The 19,004-nt window shown below is 47.3% G+C and carries 19 protein-coding genes; 6 read left to right on the top strand and 13 right to left on the bottom strand.

What is annotated here, in order from left to right; all coding sequences use genetic code 11:
• Positions 1-69 precede the first annotated feature (69 nt).
• Positions 70-1,698 carry a GAF domain-containing sensor histidine kinase gene (locus ABMB67_RS01240; RefSeq protein WP_354570860.1) on the top strand — a complete coding sequence of 543 codons (1,629 nt, stop codon included), beginning with the start codon at positions 70-72 and terminating at the stop codon, positions 1,696-1,698.
• Between the two features lie 56 nt (positions 1,699-1,754).
• Here the strand turns inward: ABMB67_RS01240 and ABMB67_RS01235 are convergent, their stop codons facing one another.
• From ABMB67_RS01235 to ABMB67_RS01210, 6 genes are all read right to left on the bottom strand, one after another.
• Positions 1,755-2,606 carry a 5'-3' exonuclease gene (locus ABMB67_RS01235; RefSeq protein WP_354571118.1) on the bottom strand — a complete coding sequence of 284 codons (852 nt, stop codon included), beginning with the start codon at positions 2,604-2,606 and terminating at the stop codon, positions 1,755-1,757.
• Between the two features lie 113 nt (positions 2,607-2,719).
• Positions 2,720-3,853 carry a zinc-dependent alcohol dehydrogenase gene (locus tag ABMB67_RS01230; protein WP_354570859.1) on the bottom strand — a complete coding sequence of 378 codons (1,134 nt, stop codon included), beginning with the start codon at positions 3,851-3,853 and terminating at the stop codon, positions 2,720-2,722.
• Positions 3,854-3,923: 70 nt separating this feature from the next.
• Positions 3,924-4,637, bottom strand: a complete 714-nt coding sequence (locus tag ABMB67_RS01225; RefSeq protein WP_251222737.1) for an MgtC/SapB family protein — start codon at positions 4,635-4,637, stop codon at positions 3,924-3,926.
• Positions 4,638-4,813: 176 nt separating this feature from the next.
• Positions 4,814-5,599 carry an HAD family hydrolase gene (locus ABMB67_RS01220; RefSeq protein WP_354570858.1) on the bottom strand — a complete coding sequence of 262 codons (786 nt, stop codon included), beginning with the start codon at positions 5,597-5,599 and terminating at the stop codon, positions 4,814-4,816.
• A gap of 43 nt (positions 5,600-5,642) precedes the next feature.
• Complete coding sequence (locus tag ABMB67_RS01215; protein WP_390188786.1) at positions 5,643-7,685, bottom strand: ATP-dependent DNA helicase; 2,043 nt, start codon at positions 7,683-7,685, stop codon at positions 5,643-5,645.
• Positions 7,686-7,789: 104 nt separating this feature from the next.
• Entirely contained in the window at positions 7,790-8,860 is a 1,071-nt protein-coding gene (locus tag ABMB67_RS01210) for a branched-chain amino acid aminotransferase (RefSeq protein WP_251222740.1), read from the bottom strand.
• A gap of 169 nt (positions 8,861-9,029) precedes the next feature.
• Between ABMB67_RS01210 and ABMB67_RS01205 the strand changes: the two genes are divergently transcribed.
• Positions 9,030-9,812 carry a glycoside hydrolase domain-containing protein gene (locus tag ABMB67_RS01205; RefSeq protein WP_251222741.1) on the top strand — a complete coding sequence of 261 codons (783 nt, stop codon included), beginning with the start codon at positions 9,030-9,032 and terminating at the stop codon, positions 9,810-9,812.
• Between the two features lie 87 nt (positions 9,813-9,899).
• On the opposite strand, the gene ABMB67_RS01200 is transcribed toward ABMB67_RS01205, so the two are convergent.
• Both ABMB67_RS01200 and ABMB67_RS01195 read right to left on the bottom strand, forming a co-directional pair.
• Positions 9,900-10,277, bottom strand: coding sequence for a hypothetical protein (locus ABMB67_RS01200; protein ID WP_251222742.1), 378 nt, complete (start codon positions 10,275-10,277; stop codon positions 9,900-9,902).
• 262 nt (positions 10,278-10,539) lie between these two features.
• Positions 10,540-10,674, bottom strand: coding sequence for a hypothetical protein (locus ABMB67_RS01195; RefSeq protein ID WP_285890298.1), 135 nt, complete (start codon positions 10,672-10,674; stop codon positions 10,540-10,542).
• Between the two features lie 141 nt (positions 10,675-10,815).
• Here ABMB67_RS01195 and ABMB67_RS01190 point away from each other — a divergent pair, with 141 nt between their 5' ends.
• Positions 10,816-12,210, top strand: a complete 1,395-nt coding sequence (locus ABMB67_RS01190) for a hypothetical protein (RefSeq protein WP_251222743.1) — start codon at positions 10,816-10,818, stop codon at positions 12,208-12,210.
• Between the two features lie 426 nt (positions 12,211-12,636).
• Here the strand turns inward: ABMB67_RS01190 and ABMB67_RS01185 are convergent, their stop codons facing one another.
• The 5 genes from ABMB67_RS01185 to ABMB67_RS01165 form a co-directional block, all read right to left on the bottom strand.
• Positions 12,637-12,849 carry a YwbE family protein gene (locus tag ABMB67_RS01185; RefSeq protein ID WP_354570856.1) on the bottom strand — a complete coding sequence of 71 codons (213 nt, stop codon included), beginning with the start codon at positions 12,847-12,849 and terminating at the stop codon, positions 12,637-12,639.
• Positions 12,850-12,864: 15 nt separating this feature from the next.
• Positions 12,865-15,291, bottom strand: a complete 2,427-nt coding sequence (locus ABMB67_RS01180; RefSeq protein WP_354570855.1) for a heavy metal translocating P-type ATPase — start codon at positions 15,289-15,291, stop codon at positions 12,865-12,867.
• Between the two features lie 105 nt (positions 15,292-15,396).
• Positions 15,397-15,606, bottom strand: a complete 210-nt coding sequence (gene copZ, locus ABMB67_RS01175) for a copper chaperone CopZ (RefSeq protein WP_285890310.1) — start codon at positions 15,604-15,606, stop codon at positions 15,397-15,399.
• Positions 15,607-15,665: 59 nt separating this feature from the next.
• Positions 15,666-15,962 carry a metal-sensing transcriptional repressor gene (locus ABMB67_RS01170; RefSeq protein WP_251222747.1) on the bottom strand — a complete coding sequence of 99 codons (297 nt, stop codon included), beginning with the start codon at positions 15,960-15,962 and terminating at the stop codon, positions 15,666-15,668.
• A gap of 213 nt (positions 15,963-16,175) precedes the next feature.
• A complete protein-coding gene (locus tag ABMB67_RS01165; RefSeq protein WP_354570854.1) occupies positions 16,176-16,985 on the bottom strand; it encodes a S1C family serine protease in 810 nt (269 codons plus the stop codon).
• Positions 16,986-17,130: 145 nt separating this feature from the next.
• Here ABMB67_RS01165 and ABMB67_RS01160 point away from each other — a divergent pair, with 145 nt between their 5' ends.
• The 3 genes from ABMB67_RS01160 (at position 17,131) to ABMB67_RS01150 (ending at position 18,972) form a co-directional block, all read left to right on the top strand.
• Positions 17,131-17,478 carry a YojF family protein gene (locus tag ABMB67_RS01160; protein ID WP_354570853.1) on the top strand — a complete coding sequence of 116 codons (348 nt, stop codon included), beginning with the start codon at positions 17,131-17,133 and terminating at the stop codon, positions 17,476-17,478.
• 15 nt (positions 17,479-17,493) lie between these two features.
• Positions 17,494-18,165, top strand: coding sequence for a bacillithiol biosynthesis deacetylase BshB2 (gene bshB2 / locus ABMB67_RS01155; RefSeq protein ID WP_354570852.1), 672 nt, complete (start codon positions 17,494-17,496; stop codon positions 18,163-18,165).
• A 288-nt stretch (positions 18,166-18,453) separates the two neighbouring features.
• Positions 18,454-18,972, top strand: a complete 519-nt coding sequence (locus ABMB67_RS01150; RefSeq protein WP_354570851.1) for a GNAT family protein — start codon at positions 18,454-18,456, stop codon at positions 18,970-18,972.
• The last annotated feature ends 32 nt before the right edge of the window (positions 18,973-19,004 follow it).

Here is a 19,004-nt window from a genome sequence, read left to right as displayed (position 1 = left end):
TGGTAGAAAAAACAACTATGATCCTTAATATTTATATTGTAGAATAGGGGCACAATGGAGGTGGACTCAATGATGATGCCCCCTACGACACTTTCCCCGCTCCACTCTGAACACGTATACATGATCGTCGATCACAATTGGCAGATTACGGATCTCAGTCCATCGGAAACCAGATTTAGCAGCACTGCCCTCAAAAAAGCGACGATCGGAGACAGCTTCTGGGATACCCTTCCCCCGGCTTTTTCAGAACAATTGCAGAAAAAGCTTTGGACCGTTGCTCAAAGAAAGCAGCCGTTCCACTTTGTTGAAAAGCTGGAGGACGAAAAGAGCTTGCTTCATGTTGAAATGTCCTTCTGTATAAATCATACTATTATTCTGTTAAAAGATAAAACATGTGAGATTGAAATAGAAGAAGCGTTAGACGCCCATATTAAGGAATTGACCGTGCTCACGGAAACGAGTCATGATTTAATTTTGCAGGAAAAACCACAGCAGCTGTTCGATACGTTATTTGCGCACCTTTCCCGTTATTTAGACCTTGATGTTTATTTTAATTACCGATACAGCGAGAGCGGAAAAGAGCTTCATTTAATGAATTATACCGGTATTTCCGCCGATATCGCCGCCCGACTTCATTCCCTTCAGCTCGGCGAAGCGATCTGTGGGAAAGTGGCAGCTGAAAAGCAGATGCGGATAGCCGAACACGTCGCCACAAACGACGATCGGAGTACAAAACTGATTCGCTCGCTCGGCATAAAAGCCTATGTCTGTCATCCGCTCATTTCGAATAATCGTCTGCTCGGCACTCTTTCGTTCGGCTCAAAGCGGCGCTCGACATTTACCGAAAGTGAGCTGCAGCTAATTGATAAAGTGTGCAGACAGGTTGCAGCAATGATGGAACGGCTTTTTTTCATAATCGAGCTGAAAGAAAAAAACAATGAGCTTATCAGCAGTAACGAACTGCTGCTTCAAGCCAAGCAGGAAGCTGACAAAGCGAACAAAGCGAAGACTGACTTTCTCTCGATGATGAGCCATGAACTGCGCACTCCATTGAACTCCATTCTTGGCTTTTCACAAATTTTGTTACTCGACAAAAAGCAGGAGCTGACAGAAAACCAGGTTACGAGCCTTACAAAGATTGTTCATGCCAGTCGACACTTACTCACTTTAATTAACCAGATTTTAGAGCTTGTCCGGATCGAAGCGGGAAAACCGGCGATGACGCTTGAAAAAATAAGCGCCCATGAAGCCGTCACAAGCTGTATCAAGTTACTAGCACCATTTGCCGAAAGCAAGCATATCCTTATCCATCATTACGCTACGGCAAAACAGGTTCCCGCCATCAAAGCAGATAAAATAAGGTTTAATCAGGTCATTCTTAACCTGCTTTCAAATGCGATTAAATACAATTATGAAGAGGGACAGGTGAGCATCAGCTATTCAGTTCAATCCGATCATCTCACAATTACGATTGCTGATACTGGTTTTGGACTTTCACAGGAAGATCAGGCACAGATGTTTAAGGCGTTTTACCGTTCTCCGGCGCATGCTTCTCATGTTGAAGGCTCCGGAATCGGACTCACACTCGTTCAACAATTGCTGACTGAGATGGGAGGTTCGATCAGCTTTCAAACGGCTGACGGAATCGGCAGTAAATTTTCGGTCAAAATCCCTCTTTATCGGCCGGAAAAAGAATAAAAAGAGGCTGCTGAAAAAGTGAACATCGTCCTTTTTCAGCAGCTTCCTCCATCTCGCTAGCCGGTAATAAGCTGCTCGAGATTTTTCAGCTCAAGCTCAGCGAATTTTGCCTGCATTCGTTCATGATCAATTTGATAAAGGGCATCCTCCAAGGAGCAGTCCACCTCAACTTGGCAATGGATTTGGGCCAGTTTGCGGCAAAGGTGAAGCATCTCCTTCTCTTCCTGGATTTTACGCTGCTGAGCCGGCGTTAACGCCTCGACGTTGGCCAGCACACCTTCAATAGATTGATAGGTTTGCAGCAGCTTCAGTGCTGTTTTTTCCCCAATTCCTTTTACTCCGGGATAGTTATCGCTGCTATCACCCATAAATGCTTTTAAATCGACCATCTGATGGGGGTGGATCGCTTTTTCCGCGAAAAAACTTTCTCGATTATAAACCTGATAATGGCCGATCCCTTTTTTCAACAAAATCACCGAAATGTTGTCTGCGATTAATTGCAGAATATCCTGATCGCCGGTTAAAATCATGACTTCCGCCTCTTCCGCGTACTTTTGCGCCAATGTGCCGATGCAATCATCCGCTTCATAATTCGGCAGGCCGACGTTCGGAATCGAAAGCTCTTCAACTACTTCTTTTGCTAAATCAAACTGCGGAATAAGCTCAACCGGCGGCTCGCCTCGGTTCGCTTTATAAGCAGGGTAAATGTCATTGCGGAAAGTTTGACTGCCCATATCCCAGCAGCAAATCACATGGGTCGGTTCAAATCTGTTCGTCGCCGAGAACAAATGCTTGACAAAGCCGTGAATCGCATTCGTCGGTATCCCCTTGCTGTTTACCATATAATAGCCGCTCATCGCCGTGGCATAAAAAGAACGGAACAGTAACGCCATTCCGTCGACGAGCATCACTTTTTTATTCGTCAATTGCTTCCCTCCTTGCTCAAGTACCCTCTATCATACCACAAAAGCCCGGGGAGGATTACGCTCCTCTCTCCGGGCTGGCTGGCCGGCAAAGCGATCTAAGGCTTCAACACAACCTTCAGACAATCATCGGTCCGGTTATTAAATTTCTCATAGCCTTCCGCCGCCCGTTCAAGCGGGAGGGAATGGGTAATGATCGAGGAAGGGTTGAGCTGGTTTTTCGTAATCAGGTTGTAAATGTCTGGCATAAAATGACGGGCCGGCGCCTGTCCCATTTTCAGCGTAATGTTTCTTGTGAAAAATGGACCTAAGGGGAACATGTTATACAGTCCGCCATAAACGCCGGTAATTTGGACCGTTCCGCCTTTGCGGACTGCTTTTGTCGATATTTGGATCGGACCGAGTGTTCCCCCTTGCAGCTTCATCTTCTGCTCAATGAATTCCAGCGGTGACTTCTTGCCATCCATTCCGACACAGTCGATGACAACATCCGCGCCGCCTTTCGTCGTTTCCTTTAACACTTCCCCCATGTCTTCATGCTTCGTAAAATCAAAAACCTCGACCTTGTTGACTTTTCTGGCGAACTCAAGCCGGTACGGAATATAATCGACTGCAATTACCCGCTTTGCTCCTTGAAGCCAGGCAAACTGCTGGGCAAACATCCCGACCGGCCCGCAGCCTAATACGATTACCGTGTCTCCTTTTTTCACGCCGGCATTGACGACGCTCCAGTAGGCCGTCGGCAGGACATCGGATAAAAACAACAACTGCTCATCTTCAAGCTCACAATCATCTGGTACACGGAAAGGCGTAAAATTGCCAAACGGCACCCGTAAATATTCAGCCTGCCCGCCTGGATGATTGCCGAATTTTTCGGAATAACCAAAATAACCGCCAGAATCATAATGAGGATTGGCATTATCACATTGGCTCTCCAGCTTATGATCGCAATAGATACAGCGTCCGCACGCAACAGTAAACGGAATGACGACCCGGTCCCCTTTTTTGACACTTGTTACCGCGGGGCCCACCTCTTCAACGATTCCCATTGGCTCATGGCCGATTACATAGCCGATCGGCAGCGGGAAGTTTCCCTGGTATAAGTGAAGATCGGAGCCGCATATTGCCGTCGAAGTAATTTTGACAAAGACATCTTCCGGGTCTTGAATATCGGGTGTTTTCACTTCTTTTACTTGCACGACATATTTTCCTTGATACGTGACGGCTTTCATATCATCATCCCTTACTCATTTGTTTTTTGTTAGTATCTTGAGGAAGGGATCAGAATATACGTGCCTGTTTTTACTGTAAGTTCTCAACTTCAACCTGAAGAACGGTTTTCAACGATTTTAAAGCGTAAAAGACATCGGTCGTGTACGTTTTTTTATCGGTGACAATTAAGCAATTGATGACGATATCATTCACTTCCTCTTTGACTTTGACCCGCCTGATCCCAAAGCCGAGATGTTTCATATCTTTCAGCAGCTCAGTCAAGTCCGTCTCTTTTTCAACGTATAATTTCGCGCGGATTTCAATTTCGTGCAGCTTCTTTGGCCCAATCCATTCAAACAGATCAGGAATAATTCGGACACCAAGAAACATAAAAATAAGACCAAGAATTCCCTCGGTGTAAAAACCGACACCAAACGTAATCCCGAGACCGGCTGAAGCAAGAACAAGAGCAGCGGTTGTCAAGCCGGAAATCGCATCATTATTTCTTCTTAAGATCACTCCCGCACCAAGAAAACCGATCCCGCTGATCACATAGGACGGAATTCGGCCAGGGTCCATCGGGCGCGAATAGGCTTCCGAAAACAAAAAAGCTGACTCATAAGAGACAATCGTCAGCAGACAGGCCGTCACGGAGACAATTAAACAAGTCTTCAAGCCAAGCGGCTTTCCTTTCAGCTCTCGTTCCAGCCCAATAATAAGACCGCCTAATGCGGCAAGACTGATTTTCAATAATAAATCGTATTTCATCATTTCGGCTATGATGACTTCAACAATATCCTCCATCCCGCAACCTCCTTTCCCGTTCTATACCCGTAAAGGCGCCTTTTCATTCCTTCTCTCTTTCTTAGCATATAGCCGTTCGCCGTCATTTATGATTTTGCTGAAAACAAGTATAAAAAAGTTGTTCAAACGGTACATTAACCATTTGAACAACCGGTTCTTCAATATTGATGAGCCTGTCACGCTTGCTCCAAAATCGGGTAAAGCTCCTCCAGATGCTTGATTTCATAATCAGGAATGACATCATCACTTTTTGGCTTGTCGTGGCGGTTAATCCAGACAGACTTCATCCCGGCCCGTGAAGCACCGAGGATATCGGTCATTAAATTATCGCCGACCATCATTGCTTCGTCCTTTTCGATCCCCATTTTTTCCAGGGCGTGTGTGAAAATGGACGGATCTGGCTTGCCTTTGCCGAATGCACCGGATATGACAATATGATCAAAGTAAGGGACAAGCTCGGGGGTGATCGCAAGCTTCGTCTGCTGAAGGTCAGGAGAACCATTCGTGAGCAACAACAGTCGGTAATCCTTCTTCAGCTTGTCCAATACTTGAAACGACTCTTCGTAGACATAAGGGTGCTTGCGGCGCTCTTGCGGAAACCGTTCAGCCAGTTCATAGCCGAATGCCTCATCCTCAATGCCAAGCGCTTTTAAGCCATTTGTCCAAGCGTCCTTACGATAGCCGGGTACGACCTCTTTCATCTTTTTGAAGTTTTCATCCTCGTCAAGAAAATTTCCCCATAATCCTTCAAACGGGTTGATTCCGATCATTTGCGTAAAGGAATAGGTTTCGTAGGAAGCATACAGCTTTCTCGCCTCTTCTCTCACCGCTTTCTCAAGTGCCTTCGGATCAATGTCGTACTTCTCGGCCGCCACTTGACATGTCGCGTCAAATGCAGACTGCACGCTTTTTTGATCCCAAAGCAGGGTGTCATCCAAATCAAAGAAAATCGCTTTAATCATTGCCTATTGCCTCCGTCTCTAGCTTTGCTTCTACCTTACTCTTTTATTCTATCATGTTCTTCGCCTCGACAGTAGGCAAATCCGGCATTTCACCATCCAATCCTTCCATCTTCATCTGCACACCGTTCGGCAAATTCGCTCTGATTGCCGACTGAAGCTCCTGCTGCTGGCAGAGCTCAGGTGAAAGGATCGTAACCACTCCCTGATCGTGATGAGTGCGAATCAAACGGCCGATGCCTTGGCGTAAACGCAATAGCATATAAGGCAGATCAACCTCCGCGTAAGGGTTCCGCGCACGGTGTCGTTTTGCTGTAAATACCGGATCAACCGGGGGAAAAGGCAAGGACCAAATGATAACATTTGATAATGAAGGTCCCGGAATATCGAGTCCTTCCCATAGGCTGACGGCACAAAGAACCGTCTGAACATCAGCTTGGAAGAGCGAAATCAGCCGGCTGATTTCCTGCTCCCCTTCAAAGAGGAACGGCCACTTTTGCAGACGCGGCTCGCTTTTGACCGCCAGCTTAAACCGTTGCAATTCCTCGTGGTTCGTAAACAGCAGCAAGGCGCTGCCATCTGTCTTTTCAAGCAGGTTGACAGCATACTCAAGCTTTGCTTCCCACACGTCCTCGGTAAGCAATCGCGGCGTAAACAGCTTCATTTGCGCAGCATAATCAAATGGCGAGTCGACAGAAAACGATACGTACTCTTCAATCCCGAGACTGCTCGCAATATAGTCAAAAGAACCGTCGACAGAAAGTGTCGCAGAGGAAAAGATGAAAGGAATATTCTTTGAGAAAACCTGTTCCTTCAACACTTCTTCCACCATTTCCGGCATGATCACAAGCGTTACCAGTCCATCCTCACGCTCAACCCAAGAAATCACATTTTCCTGCTGCAAATAGAGCGTCAGCGCATGCTTGATCGTTTCCAGATGCTCCTCGACAATCCGCAGCTGATAGTCATCAATCGTAAACAGCTCACTCTCGAACACCATTTCTTCTTCAAGCTGGCCGATATAGCTGACAAGCCGTTGCAGCTCAGTTAGCACTGCAGCCGTTTTCAGCTCATGGCGCACTGTCCCGGGCACAGGACGGGCGTGCTGCTCGATCAGCTGTGAGACATACAAGCTTTGTGAAAGCAATTCTTCAATTAAAACGGCAAATGGTTCACGCACATCATTTTGCAAGAGCCTTGTTAACAGCTCTTCTAAACTGTTATGCCGATATTTATAGGTGAGCGCGTTTTGCGCGGCAACTTCCAATAAATGGCCTTCATCAAAGACGACCGAACTCGCTTCAGGTAGAAAAGGCAGCTGTCCTTCCCGTTTTCGCGCTTCATACGTCCAAACATGCTCCATATAAAAATCATGGGAGCAAATAATCAGATCAGTCGCCTGACGGTAATCCTCACGCGAAAGCGTCTGACCACAGCGATGACGTTTTTTGCAGACAAAGCAATCTTGAAAAGTGTCCCAATTGATTCTGCTCCACGCTTCATCATCCAGTTCAGGATATTGTTTGCGATCGCCATAAGGCGTAAAGGCCTGCATCGTTTGATTCGTGTGAACAAAGGAAGGAAGCCGATCGTAAACCATATCATAGTGGTCCGGATAGTCCTCTCTTGACCGTTCTGCTTCGAGCTTTTCAAGGCAAAGATACTGCTCCCTCGATTTAGCAAGCCGGACATCAATGGAGAGGCCGAGCAAATTTGACAGCTTATCAATGTCTCCGTCTTTTTTGACAAGCTGTTCAATCAGGGATTCATCCGCACAGGCAATGATTGCCGGCTTTCTCATATAGCGGGCATAACAGATCGCATAAAGCAGATAGACAATCGTTTTGCCGGTGCCGACTCCCGCCTCGGCAAACATCACTTTCTTCTCACGAAAGGCCTTTTCCAGTTGAAACGCCATAAAAATTTGTTCGTCCCGAAGCTCCATTCCGGCTTCAGGCAACAAATCATAAAAGACATCCCCAATCCATTCATTCAATTTCTCAAAAAAAGATTCATGTAATTCATATGCGAAAGGTAATTGTTGACTTGCTTTCAAAGGTAGACCTCCGTCGTTTAATATCGTAGGCATTGACGTTTCATTATCGCAAATAGCAAGAAGAACTGTCAATCTTCAACACGTAAAACAAAGCTGCCTCAAAAGGAAGTATCCTTTATGAGACAGCCTTGAAACAACTATTTAATTTCCGTTGTCCAATTGAACGGATCATCCAGCCTCCCTGTTTGAATGCCTGTCAGTGTATCATACAGCTTCTTTGACAATGGGCCGGTCTGGCGGTCATTGATCACCATTTTCCGCCCGTCCCAATTCAATTCGCCGACTGGCGAAATAACCGCAGCTGTACCCGTTCCAAAGGCTTCCTCCAGCTGTCCAGCTTCGTACGCCTGATAAATCTCTTCCATCGAAATCCGGCGTTCACTGACATTCATCCCCCAGCTCTTAAGCAGTTCAAGGATCGACATTCGGGTAATGCCTTCAAGAATACTGCCGTTCAACGCCGGAGTTACCACTTCTCCGTTTATTTTAAAGAAAACATTCATGCTTCCGACTTCTTCAATGTACTTCTTCTCGACTCCATCAAGCCATAGCACCTGGGATTGCCCCATTTCCGTCGCCCGTTCCTGCGCCTTATAGGCCGCTGAATAATTTCCCGCTGTCTTCGCCGTTCCCGTTCCGCCGCGGACAGCGCGCGTATAGCTGTTTTCGACATAAATCCCTACAGGATGGATGCCTTCAGCGTAATAGGAGCCGACCGGCGAGAGAATGACCATAAAGGTATACGCCTTAGACGGCGCGACACTCAAGTTCGGCTCAGTCGCGAAGATAAATGGTCGAATATAAAGCGATGTCCCCTCAGCTGTTGGAATCCAGTCCTTCTCAAGCTTTAAAAACTCCTTCAAATAGCCAAGCACTTTCTCTTCATCAATAGCCGGGATGCTCAGCCGGTCACTTGAACGGTTTAAGCGCTGCAGATTCTTTTCAGGTCGGAACAATAAAATACGCTCATCTTCCGTACGGTAAGCCTTTAAGCCTTCAAATACGGATTGACCATAGTGAAACACCATTGCCGCAGGATCAAGGGAAATCGGCTCATACGGCACGATACGCGGGTTAATCCAGCCCTCGCCTTCCAAATAATCCATCATGAGCATATGATCGGAAAACTGCTTTCCAAATACTAGATTTCCAGCATCGGGCTTCGCTTTACGCTTCGTTGATTTGATAATTTCCAGCCTGTCTGTCATAGTCCCTCTCCTTTACTACCAATAGAAATTAGCATGTCCTCTTTTATCGTACCACTTTTCGCTAAAAAATGGGAGCGCCAAACAAGTAAACCAGCCTATACGCTCTCGAACCTAGCTCAATAAGATGAACAGACAGGTTTTAAAAAAGCTCTTAGGAGGGAGTTACGATATGTCAGAACATTTCCGACAAATATTTCTTGGGCTTATCATCGCTTTCTTCGCTGGTTTTAGCCTTTTTTTCCTGGTGAGTAAAGATGGGCCAGATCCGGAGCCACCAAATGAGGAAACTCCGGTACCTGATTCTCCACTTTGGGGGGTTGATTCCGTCAATATTGCCAATGAGGATTTCATGAACTGTATCACCGGCAGTTTTGGAGATCCTGCGGTTTTTGGCCGTTATATGGTGGACAAAGAAGGTGTGTCCCATGGCTTAACGAGCGAAGAGATTGAATATTTGCACGCCAACGACATCGCGATTTTGCCGATCTACAATCATTTTGAAGATGCGACAACCTATGAGGCCGGCGTCGCTGAAGCAGAGCAGGCGATCGCCTTTGCAAATGATTATCAAATTCCGGAAGGCGTGGCGCTGTTTGCCGATATCGAGCCGATCTATCCGGTCGACCACCAGTTTATTCTTGGATGGCATGACACGATCTCCGCTTCTCCCTATCAATCTGGAATTTATGGTGTTTTCTCAGCTGACAGTGAGCTGACCGCAGCATTCCAGCAGGCTGTCGCGGAAAACGAAGAAATCCTGGCGGAAACCGTCATCTGGAGCAACCAGCCTCAGGTCGGGATTACAACAGAAGCCACGGCTCCTGAAGAATTTGCCATGGAAGGTCCTGAAGGCGGGCTCTTGTACGCTTGGCAATACGGACTTGATGCCGAAGTTTGTAACATCGACACCAACTTATTTCAACCGGAGATCCTTGATTATCTTTGGAGATAATAGAATGTAGAAAGATGCAGGGGGCTGAGACAAAAGGTTGTTTTTTTAATCTTTTGCCCAGCCCTTCTGACCATTTGGCCGTTTCGGCTATCTGGCGGTTACTGTACGGGACCGTTGTGCCTTTTGTTTGCTCAGTTCTTCTTTAAAGGCGATCCATTGCGCTTCTGGCAGCTGTCTCGCTTTTGTCTCCAATACCTCGCACAATAAAGTCTTATTTTTGTAAAACTCCGGTTTGCCCGCATTGTAATAATGTTTGACGGCCTCTTCTTCCTTTAAAAACGCTTTTCCGAGCTGCAAGAGAACGGTAACCGGCAAATCAGCGACTGACACGCTCTCGCTGTATCGTTGTCCGCCGCTTTGCTGCAATGCTTTTTTCAACGCTTTTTGGCGAATTCTTTTTTTCTTTGATTTTACTGTCAGACTGGCAATCACCGCTGCTTTCCTGTCCGCGTCAATCCGATTCATATCCCAACACTCCTCTTTCTATGTATTTATCATTGCAAGAAACGGCACGGCTTGTCCGTTTCTTGTTCTATCATCCTCCCTATTCTATCAAATAAAATCGTTATTTTTAGCAATACGGGTGATCTTCCTATAATTGCATAAATTCCGACATCGTTTCCATCCGGCAGTCGACAGTCTTCTTCCTTGCACCAAAAAAACAGAGCTTGAGACAAAACTAGCTTTGGACCTACTGGAAATGGCTTCACACGCCACAAGCCGTTCGTTATTCTTTATCCTTTTTCCGATCAATCGTTCCGTCCTTTCCGGTATTCTCGACCTGCTCCTTCGTTTGGTCAAGCCCTTTCTGACCTTGCTGTTCCGGCTGTTTTTTCTGTTTTTCCTCATGTTGCTTTGTCATGTTCTTTCCCTCCTTTATACAGAGGTATCATACCCGTCTCGGCAAAAGAGCTAACCTCTTTTTTCATCAGACACCATTTCCGCGCTTTCCACATAGACTATCGTACAAATGTCCAGCTGGCATCCTAAAGGAGTGATAACAATGGCAGAGCTCACAGCCTCTCATTGGATCTATTTGATCGGAACCTGTTTGATCATTTTGACAATGCTCTTTAGACAGAATGTTGTTGTGCCGGCGATTGTGATGACTTTCTTAGTTGGTTGGATTTATACCGGATCATTCGCCAGCGGACTGCAGACGATTTTTCAATCGAGCTTAACAGCGGCTGGTGAATTGTTTAATATTTTTTTAATTATAACGATTATGACCGCTTTGCTTCATTCGCTGAAATCGCTCGGCTCTGACCGCCAGATGATTACCCCGTTTCAGCGCGTCATGAAAAATGGTCATCTTTCATTCTGGATATTGGCTTTCGTCACTTATTCCCTGTCGTTATTTTTCTGGCCGACCCCGGCCGTTCCCCTGATTGCCGCCTTATTAATCCCCGTGGCGATCAGAGCCGGACTTCCGCCGATCGGCGCAGCAATTGCCATGTCGTTGGCCGGTCAGGGAATGGCGCTGTCATCCGACTACATGATTCAGATTGCTCCTATGCTGAGCGCAACCGCCGCAGGAATTTCCGTTGAATCGGTTGCCGATAGAGCACTTGTTTTATCATTCATTACCGGGGGCGTCGCTCTGCTTTTAGCCTATTTTTTCTTGCGGAAGCATATTCAGCTTCCAGATAACAGTCATCGGCAAACGAGTGAAACGGCGCAGGAGGCGACTGCCGCGAAGCGATTGGCATTTGCGATTTTAGTACCGGTGACCTTCCTGCTGATTATCGCCTATATGATTATCTCAAAGTTTTCAACGGCGCTTCCCGCGATGGAAGGCGGGGCCGGGGCTGCGTTAATCGGCGGCTCGGCTCTTCTATTGCTGATTGCCGCCACCGCAAGCATGAAGCTGAAGACCGCCTTGCAAAAAAGCAGCGACTATCTTGTCGACGGCTTCGTCTTTGCATTTAAAGCAATGGGCCCGGTCATTCCGATTGCCGGCTTCTTCTTTCTCGGCAGCGGCGAATTTTCAGCGCGGATCTTCCCTATCGCCGAAGGAGGCGAAGCGCCTTCTTTTCTGTTCGACCTAGTTCAGGCCGGACAGCAGGCCATCCCGGAAAGCAGTTTCCTCGCCGGGTTCGGTATTTTGCTCATTGGGATGATTACCGGGCTTGATGGTTCAGGCTTCTCGGGCCTGCCGCTTGTGGGAGCGTTATCCGGGGCATTAAGTGAGAGTGTCGGCGTCGATGCAGCCACATTAGCTGCGATCGGCCAAATGGGATCAATCTGGGTCGGAGGCGGTACATTAATTGCCTGGTCATCGCTCGTCGCCGTTGCCGGCTTTGCCAAGGTACCGGTCATGGAATTAGTGCGCAAAAGCTTCCTTCCCGTTATTCTTGGCCTCCTCATTTCGACCTTTCTTGCGCTGATCATCTTTTAAAAGCATACCCGCCATGATCTGTTAAAGAGCTTGAGACAAAATTAGCTTTGGACCTACTGGCGGCAATGGCTTCACACGCCACAAGCCCGTTGTGAGAACCCACTCACAACGCGGCCACTGAAAAACCTCTTTTTCCGTAACTCGAAGAAGAGTAATGGCTCCGCGCGTTGCGCGCCTTACTACGAAAAACCCACTCGTAGCAAGGCTTTCAAAATCAGGCAACGGCTACGCTCATTACGAAAAAGCTGCTGAAAAAGTACGATTTTCACTTTTTCAGCAGCTTCCTCACAACGGGCTTTAAAGGATCGTGGCGATTCCGCTCATTGCTTAGAGAGACTGGGAAAAAGGTAAAAAAAACAACCTTTTGTCCCAGCCTTGTAGCGTTAATTTGTTTTGTCTTCAGTGCTTTTAAAGTTTGACCGGCTCTTATTGCTCTTCCTTACTTGAAAGAATCGCTTTCACCCGTCCAACCTGGCCATCTTCAAGTCTGACTTTGATCCCATGCGGATGTGTGGCGGAGTTCGTTAATATATCCTTGACGGTACCTCTCGTCGTTTTACCTGTGCGCTGATCCTTTTTTAAGACGATTTCGACTTCAATTCCAGCTTTAATATCGCTTCTCCTTGTACCTGATTGCACGCTCTTTCCACCTCCTCATTGATTTTTCGCCAACGGCTGCAGCTTCACCTTTTGAAGACGCAAAGCATTCAAAACAACGGAAACCGAGCTGAACGCCATCGCCGCTCCTGCTACCCAAGGTGCGAGCAGCCCGATAGCGGCAATCGGAATCCCAATCGAATTGTAAAGAAAGGCAAAGAATAGATTCTGCTTAATATTTCTCAACGTTTTCTTACTTAATAGGATCGCATCAACGACGCTCGACAGGTCACCGCGCATCAGCGTAATATCAGCAGCCTCAATCGCAATATCTGTCCCCGTACCGACGGCCATTCCGACATCGGCAACCGCCAGTGCCGGCGCGTCATTTAATCCGTCACCAACCATGGCGACTACCTTGCCCTGCTGCTTCAGCTCGTCCACGACCGCGCTTTTTTCCTCCGGCAGCACTTCGGCTCTGACCTCTTTTATACCGACTTGCTTGGCAATCGCTTTTGCCGTCCGCTCATTATCTCCTGTCAGCATAATGACTTCAAGTCCGAGCTGCTGCATTTGCTCGATCGCTTGTTTGGAAGACGGCTTAATTGAATCAGCAACAGCCACAAGGCCCCGATAGTGCCCGTTAACGGCGATCAGCATCACCGTCTTTCCTTCGGCCTCCAAGGCCGCAATGGTTTCTTCTGCAGCGACATAGTCAATCTCCTGCTCGTTTAACAATTTCTTTGTGCCAACATAAAGCTCATGCTCTTCCACCTTCGCCTTAATACCATGGCCCGGTATCGCTTCAAAGGCGTCCGGGTTTGCAAGCGTGAGCTGAAGCTCTTCCGCGTGGTTTACAACCGCCTGAGCCAGCGGATGCTCAGAATTTTTTTCTGCCGATGCGGCGAGCCGGAGAAGCTCTTGTTCATGTTCTACTGCGATGACATCTGTTACAGACGGTTCACCTTTTGTAATCGTACCGGTTTTATCAAGGACTATGGTTTGAATCAAATGCGCGGATTCCAAATGCTCTCCACCCTTGAATAAGACGCCAAGCTCCGCCGCTCTCCCGGAACCAGCCATAATCGAGGTCGGCGTCGCCAGTCCAAGGGCGCATGGGCAGGCAATGACGAGAATCGCAATCGTCGGCAGCAGAGCCGCCCCGACTTGACCTGGCGTAACAAGGAAATACCAAATGAAAAACGTCAACACCGCAATGCCGACAACGATTGGAACGAAAATACCGGACACTTTATCCGCAAGCCGCTGGATATTCGCTTTTGATCCTTGCGCTTCCTCGACAATTTTCACAATTTGAGCAAGGGCCGTATCCGTGCCGACCTTTGTCGCTTCCATCGTCAGTGAACCATTTTTATTCACAGTCGATCCAATAAGCGCGTCTCCCCGCTCCTTCTCAACCGGGACACTTTCACCAGTTAACATTGATTCATCAACAGCGGATTGGCCTTGTAGCACAATGCCGTCGACCGGAATTTTTTCCCCTGGCTTGATCAAAAGCTGATCGCCGACTTTTACCTGTTCAAGCGGAATCGTTTCTGCTTTTCCGGCTTTCAGCACGGTTGCTTCCTTTACTTGTAATTGCAGCAGCTGCTCAATTGCTTTACTCGTCTTCCCTTTCGCCCGTGCTTCAAACCATTTCCCAAGGACGATTAACGTAATAATAACCGCAGACGTTTCAAAATATAACTCCGCCATCATCATTCCTGCCCGGCTTGCCTCATAGGCAGAAAACAAGCTGTAAAAATAAGCAGCGGACGTCCCTAAAGCGACTAACACATCCATATTGGCGCTCTTATCTCGCAAAGCACGATAGGCTCCCTGATAAAAAGGCGCGCCGATAATAAATTGAACAGGCGTCGCCAAAGCGAGCTGTACCCATGGATTCATCAAAAAATCAGGGATCCACAGAAAAGACAGAAAGTGAAAATGTGTGACCATCGACCAAACGAGCGGAAGTGTCAAAATAGCGGAAGCGAAAAACCTGACAAGCTGCTTGTTCATTTCCGCTTGCTTTTTTTCCGCGTGACCAGACGATTTCGTTTTCTCTTCAAGATGATAACCGATCCGCTCGACCGCCGCTTCCATCTCCTGTGGAGAAATCACCGTTGGCATATAAGTTACACGCGCCTGTTCTAACGCGAGATTGACAGATGCGCTATCGACTCCGGGCAGGCTCGATAGCTTCTTCTCGACTCTCGTCGCACAAGCGGCGCAGGTCATGCCTTCTACAATAAAGTCACTTTGCTCCTTTCTTACGTCATAGCCGAGCTTCGCAATTCGCTCACTGACCTGATCAATCGTAATTTTTTCAGGAGAAAAGAGAACTGTCGCTTTTTCCGTCGCTAAATTAACCTGCGCCTCGTGCACACCCTCCAACTTGTTAATCCCTTTTTCAATCCGCGATGCGCAGGCGGCACAAGTCATTCCGGCAATCGACAATGTTATTTTTTGTTCTTCATCCATCTTCATTTTTCCTTACCCCCGTATAGTATATAAAATGAATGAAATAAAGGCTGCGCAGATAAAGGAAAGCGCAACCTCGAAGCTACAGGTGGAACGAGCCGTTGATTATGAAGAAGAAACGACGTCATAGCCCTGCTCTTCAATTTCCTTTTCGATCGAGCTTCGATCTAACGTCGCTTCATTATAAGACACGCTTGCCGTCCCTTTAGCGAGATCGACTTGAACGCTTTCCACCCCTGACAGTTTCCCGACACTGTTTTCGATTGCTGCGACACAATGCTGACACGACATACCTTCTACTTTAATCTCAATCATCTTCACAACTCATCACTCCTTTATCATTACAATACCATAGTAGGGTATAGTTGACAACGCTAAATTTTTGTCAGCCTTTCAACAACTTCCATTAGTTCTGAAATCGCCTCATCGCCATTTCCCTTCTGGATCGCATCCTTGACACAGTGCCGCGTGTGATCCTCCATCAAATGAAGACTGACCTTTTTCATCGCTGCTTGAATCGCTGAAATTTGGATGAGAATATCGACACAATAGCGATCATTTTCAATCATGTTTTGAATGCCACGTACTTGCCCTTCGATCCGCTTCAGGCGATTTACTAGTTGTTCTTTTTCCTTATCATGACGATGGTCGACCTTTTTTACGTGATCCATAACCTGCCCCCTTGTACATTACTAAGGTATCCTATTTTACCTCCAGTATACTATCTCTTCTAGCAAAAGCAAAGCGTTTCGTACAGGATGAGCTGGAGACAAAAGGGGTAGCTAACCGCTTTTGTCTCAGCTCGAAGCAAGCGCAGAACGGAGTCAGTGCCGATGTTTTTTCTGCTCAACTTCGACTTCTGTCCCACCTCGCCACGTTTTCGGTTAGAATAGAATCTCCTCAAGGTCAGGAAGCGCATGGAAAACTTCTTCAACGGGAATCGCCAGTCCGTAGCGTTCTTCCCCACTCCACAGTCCCGGTACTGAACGGGCGTAGACGACGCCGACCACTTCCCCCTCTGCCGATAAAACAGGACTTCCACTATGTCCGGGGAAAATGGAATTGGAAATTCTCATCGTCTGATAGGCGCTCTGATTCTCGATAATCTCCCCACGATTGACGATTTGCGTCTGTGTAAGCGGATTGCCAATCACAAAAATCTCTTCCTCCGCAACGGCGGAATTCTCACGGAGAGGCAGGAAAGGCAATTGTTCGCCGTCCACCTTCAGCAAAGCGACATCGACCTCCTCCACCGCTTCAACCACTTCGGCATGGTAAATCGCGCCATTCGGGAATGTCACCGCCAACGGCTGCCTGTTTTCAATGACATGATGATTCGTCAGCAAATAGCCGTCGGGGGTAATCGCAAAGCCAGTTCCTCTGTTTCCCTGGCCTTGAATCGTCACGACCGCTTCCATATACGCTTCGACATCTTCTTCCTGAATGACCTGCTCAGACGTCCGGGCCAGTTCGAGCGCATCGCGGGAAAAATAAGCGAATAAACTGCTCACTCCTTGCAGGAGCAGCAACCCTGCTATAATAAAGACGCCAAGGCGGATCAAACGTTTCTTTTTAACACGCTGCGCCTGATCCTCTTCACTCTCCTCTTCCTCTGCTAAAAAATCCTCAAGAGACGGCTCCTCGTACTCTTCTTCTTGCTGCTCGTTCTCATTGTGTTCGTTATGTTCCTTCATCGGCTCCCCCTTACGCTATTGCATTGTCTGATGATGACAACCTTTGCTTTAGCAAACGAATATGAGTCAATTCATTGGTTGTTTCCTAAAGCTTGGATTATACTTATTATAAATCATCCAGCAGTGAGGATTAAAGGAGGAGCACATGGAACTGATTTCACTTGACGAGGTACAAGCCTACCTCAATCAATTTGCCCGGCGGGAGGTTTACCTTCATTTAGAAACGACAAATGGAGCGTATGCCTCACATCATGATGAAAATTTCTTTTCAGCAAGCGCGTATATTCGCAATGCTCTAATTGAATATGAACATGGAAAAATTATTGGGACCGGTCCGTATCGCGTCGGTCTTAAGCTGAAGATCGGCTGGGTTTATGCAGAAGGGCTTACGCATTACGAGCTTGACGAAAAAGGAAGGCTGCTCTTGGCCGGCCATGGCTTTGACGGCAAGCTTGCAGTTGCATTGGAACTTAGTGAACAGCCATTTGAATAAGAGGAGTGTCCGCTCATGAAGAAAGAAAAACATGTTTTAGTTATATTCCCTCATCCCGATGATGAAGCGTTCGGCGTTTCCGGAACGATTTCGATGCATAGGGCAAATGGTACCCCGGTGACCTATGCCTGCCTAACGCTCGGTGAAATGGGGCGCAACCTTGGCAACCCGCCTTTTGCAACACGGGAATCTTTACCGGAAATTCGGCGTAAAGAGCTCGTAAAAGCCGCTGAAGCGATGGGCATCGAAGATTTACGAATGATGGGCTTCAGGGATAAGACGATTGAATTTGAGGATGATGATAAGATGACCGCTTTAGTGTCTGACCTTCTGGAGGAAATCAAGCCATCCCTCGTCATTTCCTTTTATCCGGGCTACTCTGTCCATCCTGATCATGAAGCAACCGCCCGCGCTGTCGTCCGCGCGATGAGCAAGCTCAATAAGGAGGAAAGACCGCCATTATACGCGATCGCATTCTCCAATCATCATGAAGAAGAAATCGGGCCGTCTGATGTGTTAATTGATGTCAGCGAATTTGCCGAACAGAAAAAAGCGGCGATGTACGCTCATCTTTCACAAACCGCGTGGATGCTACCGGAAATGGAGCAAAAATGGGCCGACGGTGACGAGGATGCCTGGAAATGGCTGACGATCGAGCGTTTCTGGACGTATCCATTTTCTGATTAACAATATCCTTACTTTGCGGGAGGAAAAGCAACGGTGAGACCGCACAGGGCGTAGCCCGAGGAGGCTCACCAGCTTCCCGCGGAGAGCGAAGTCTCTTTCAGGAGCGGTGGATATCCTCTCATGTAGGTAAAATACTTGATCTCCCCTTCATAAACTTCAAAACATACTAATCATAAGAACGGTGCTCAGACAAAGGTTGGTTTTTTTACCTTTTGCCCAGCCCCGGTTGCACATTTTCACTTCTCCCTTTATAATAGTGTACTTGTGAGCAAGGAGAGGAGTGATTCGGTGCTTTTAACGCAGTTTCGCGCGGAAGAAGAGCAAAAAACCGCTGAACAAATAGAACAGAACTTAGAAGAGCTGGAATTTCAGCTTTTCCGAATGCAAGAGAACATGAAAGAAATCGCCAAAAGATGGAAAATCATCGGTATCGAACCGACAAATGAAGAAAAATGGGTGATTGTGTCAATGGTTGATGACGGCCACCTTTGCAAAATCATGCTCAATCAATGTGATGCGGCCGACCACGGCAGATGGGATTTCTCGATCCAGGCACAATATGAGGATCGCCACACGATTCACATCGGCGACATTAAAGGGCAGGAAAACAGAGGATACGGCTCGATCTGTATGAAATACTTAAAGGACCACGCCAAAGCGCAAAACGTCCAGTACATTAAAGGCGACCTCGCCAAGCGTGACTGGGACCATATTGATAGACTCATCCATTTTTACGAGAAGCATCATTTTGAGGTTGAGGTGGATTACGATGAAAAAGCTGGATCGATTCGTTGGAATGCCGGCTAGTAAACTGGTCAAAAATAGCAGCGGGTCCGTCG

Source organism: Halalkalibacter oceani (assembly GCF_040544555.1).
Taxonomy (GTDB): Bacteria; Bacillota; Bacilli; order Bacillales; family Bacillaceae_D; genus Halalkalibacter; species Halalkalibacter oceani.
This window is presented reverse-complemented; position numbering and strand designations above follow the sequence as displayed.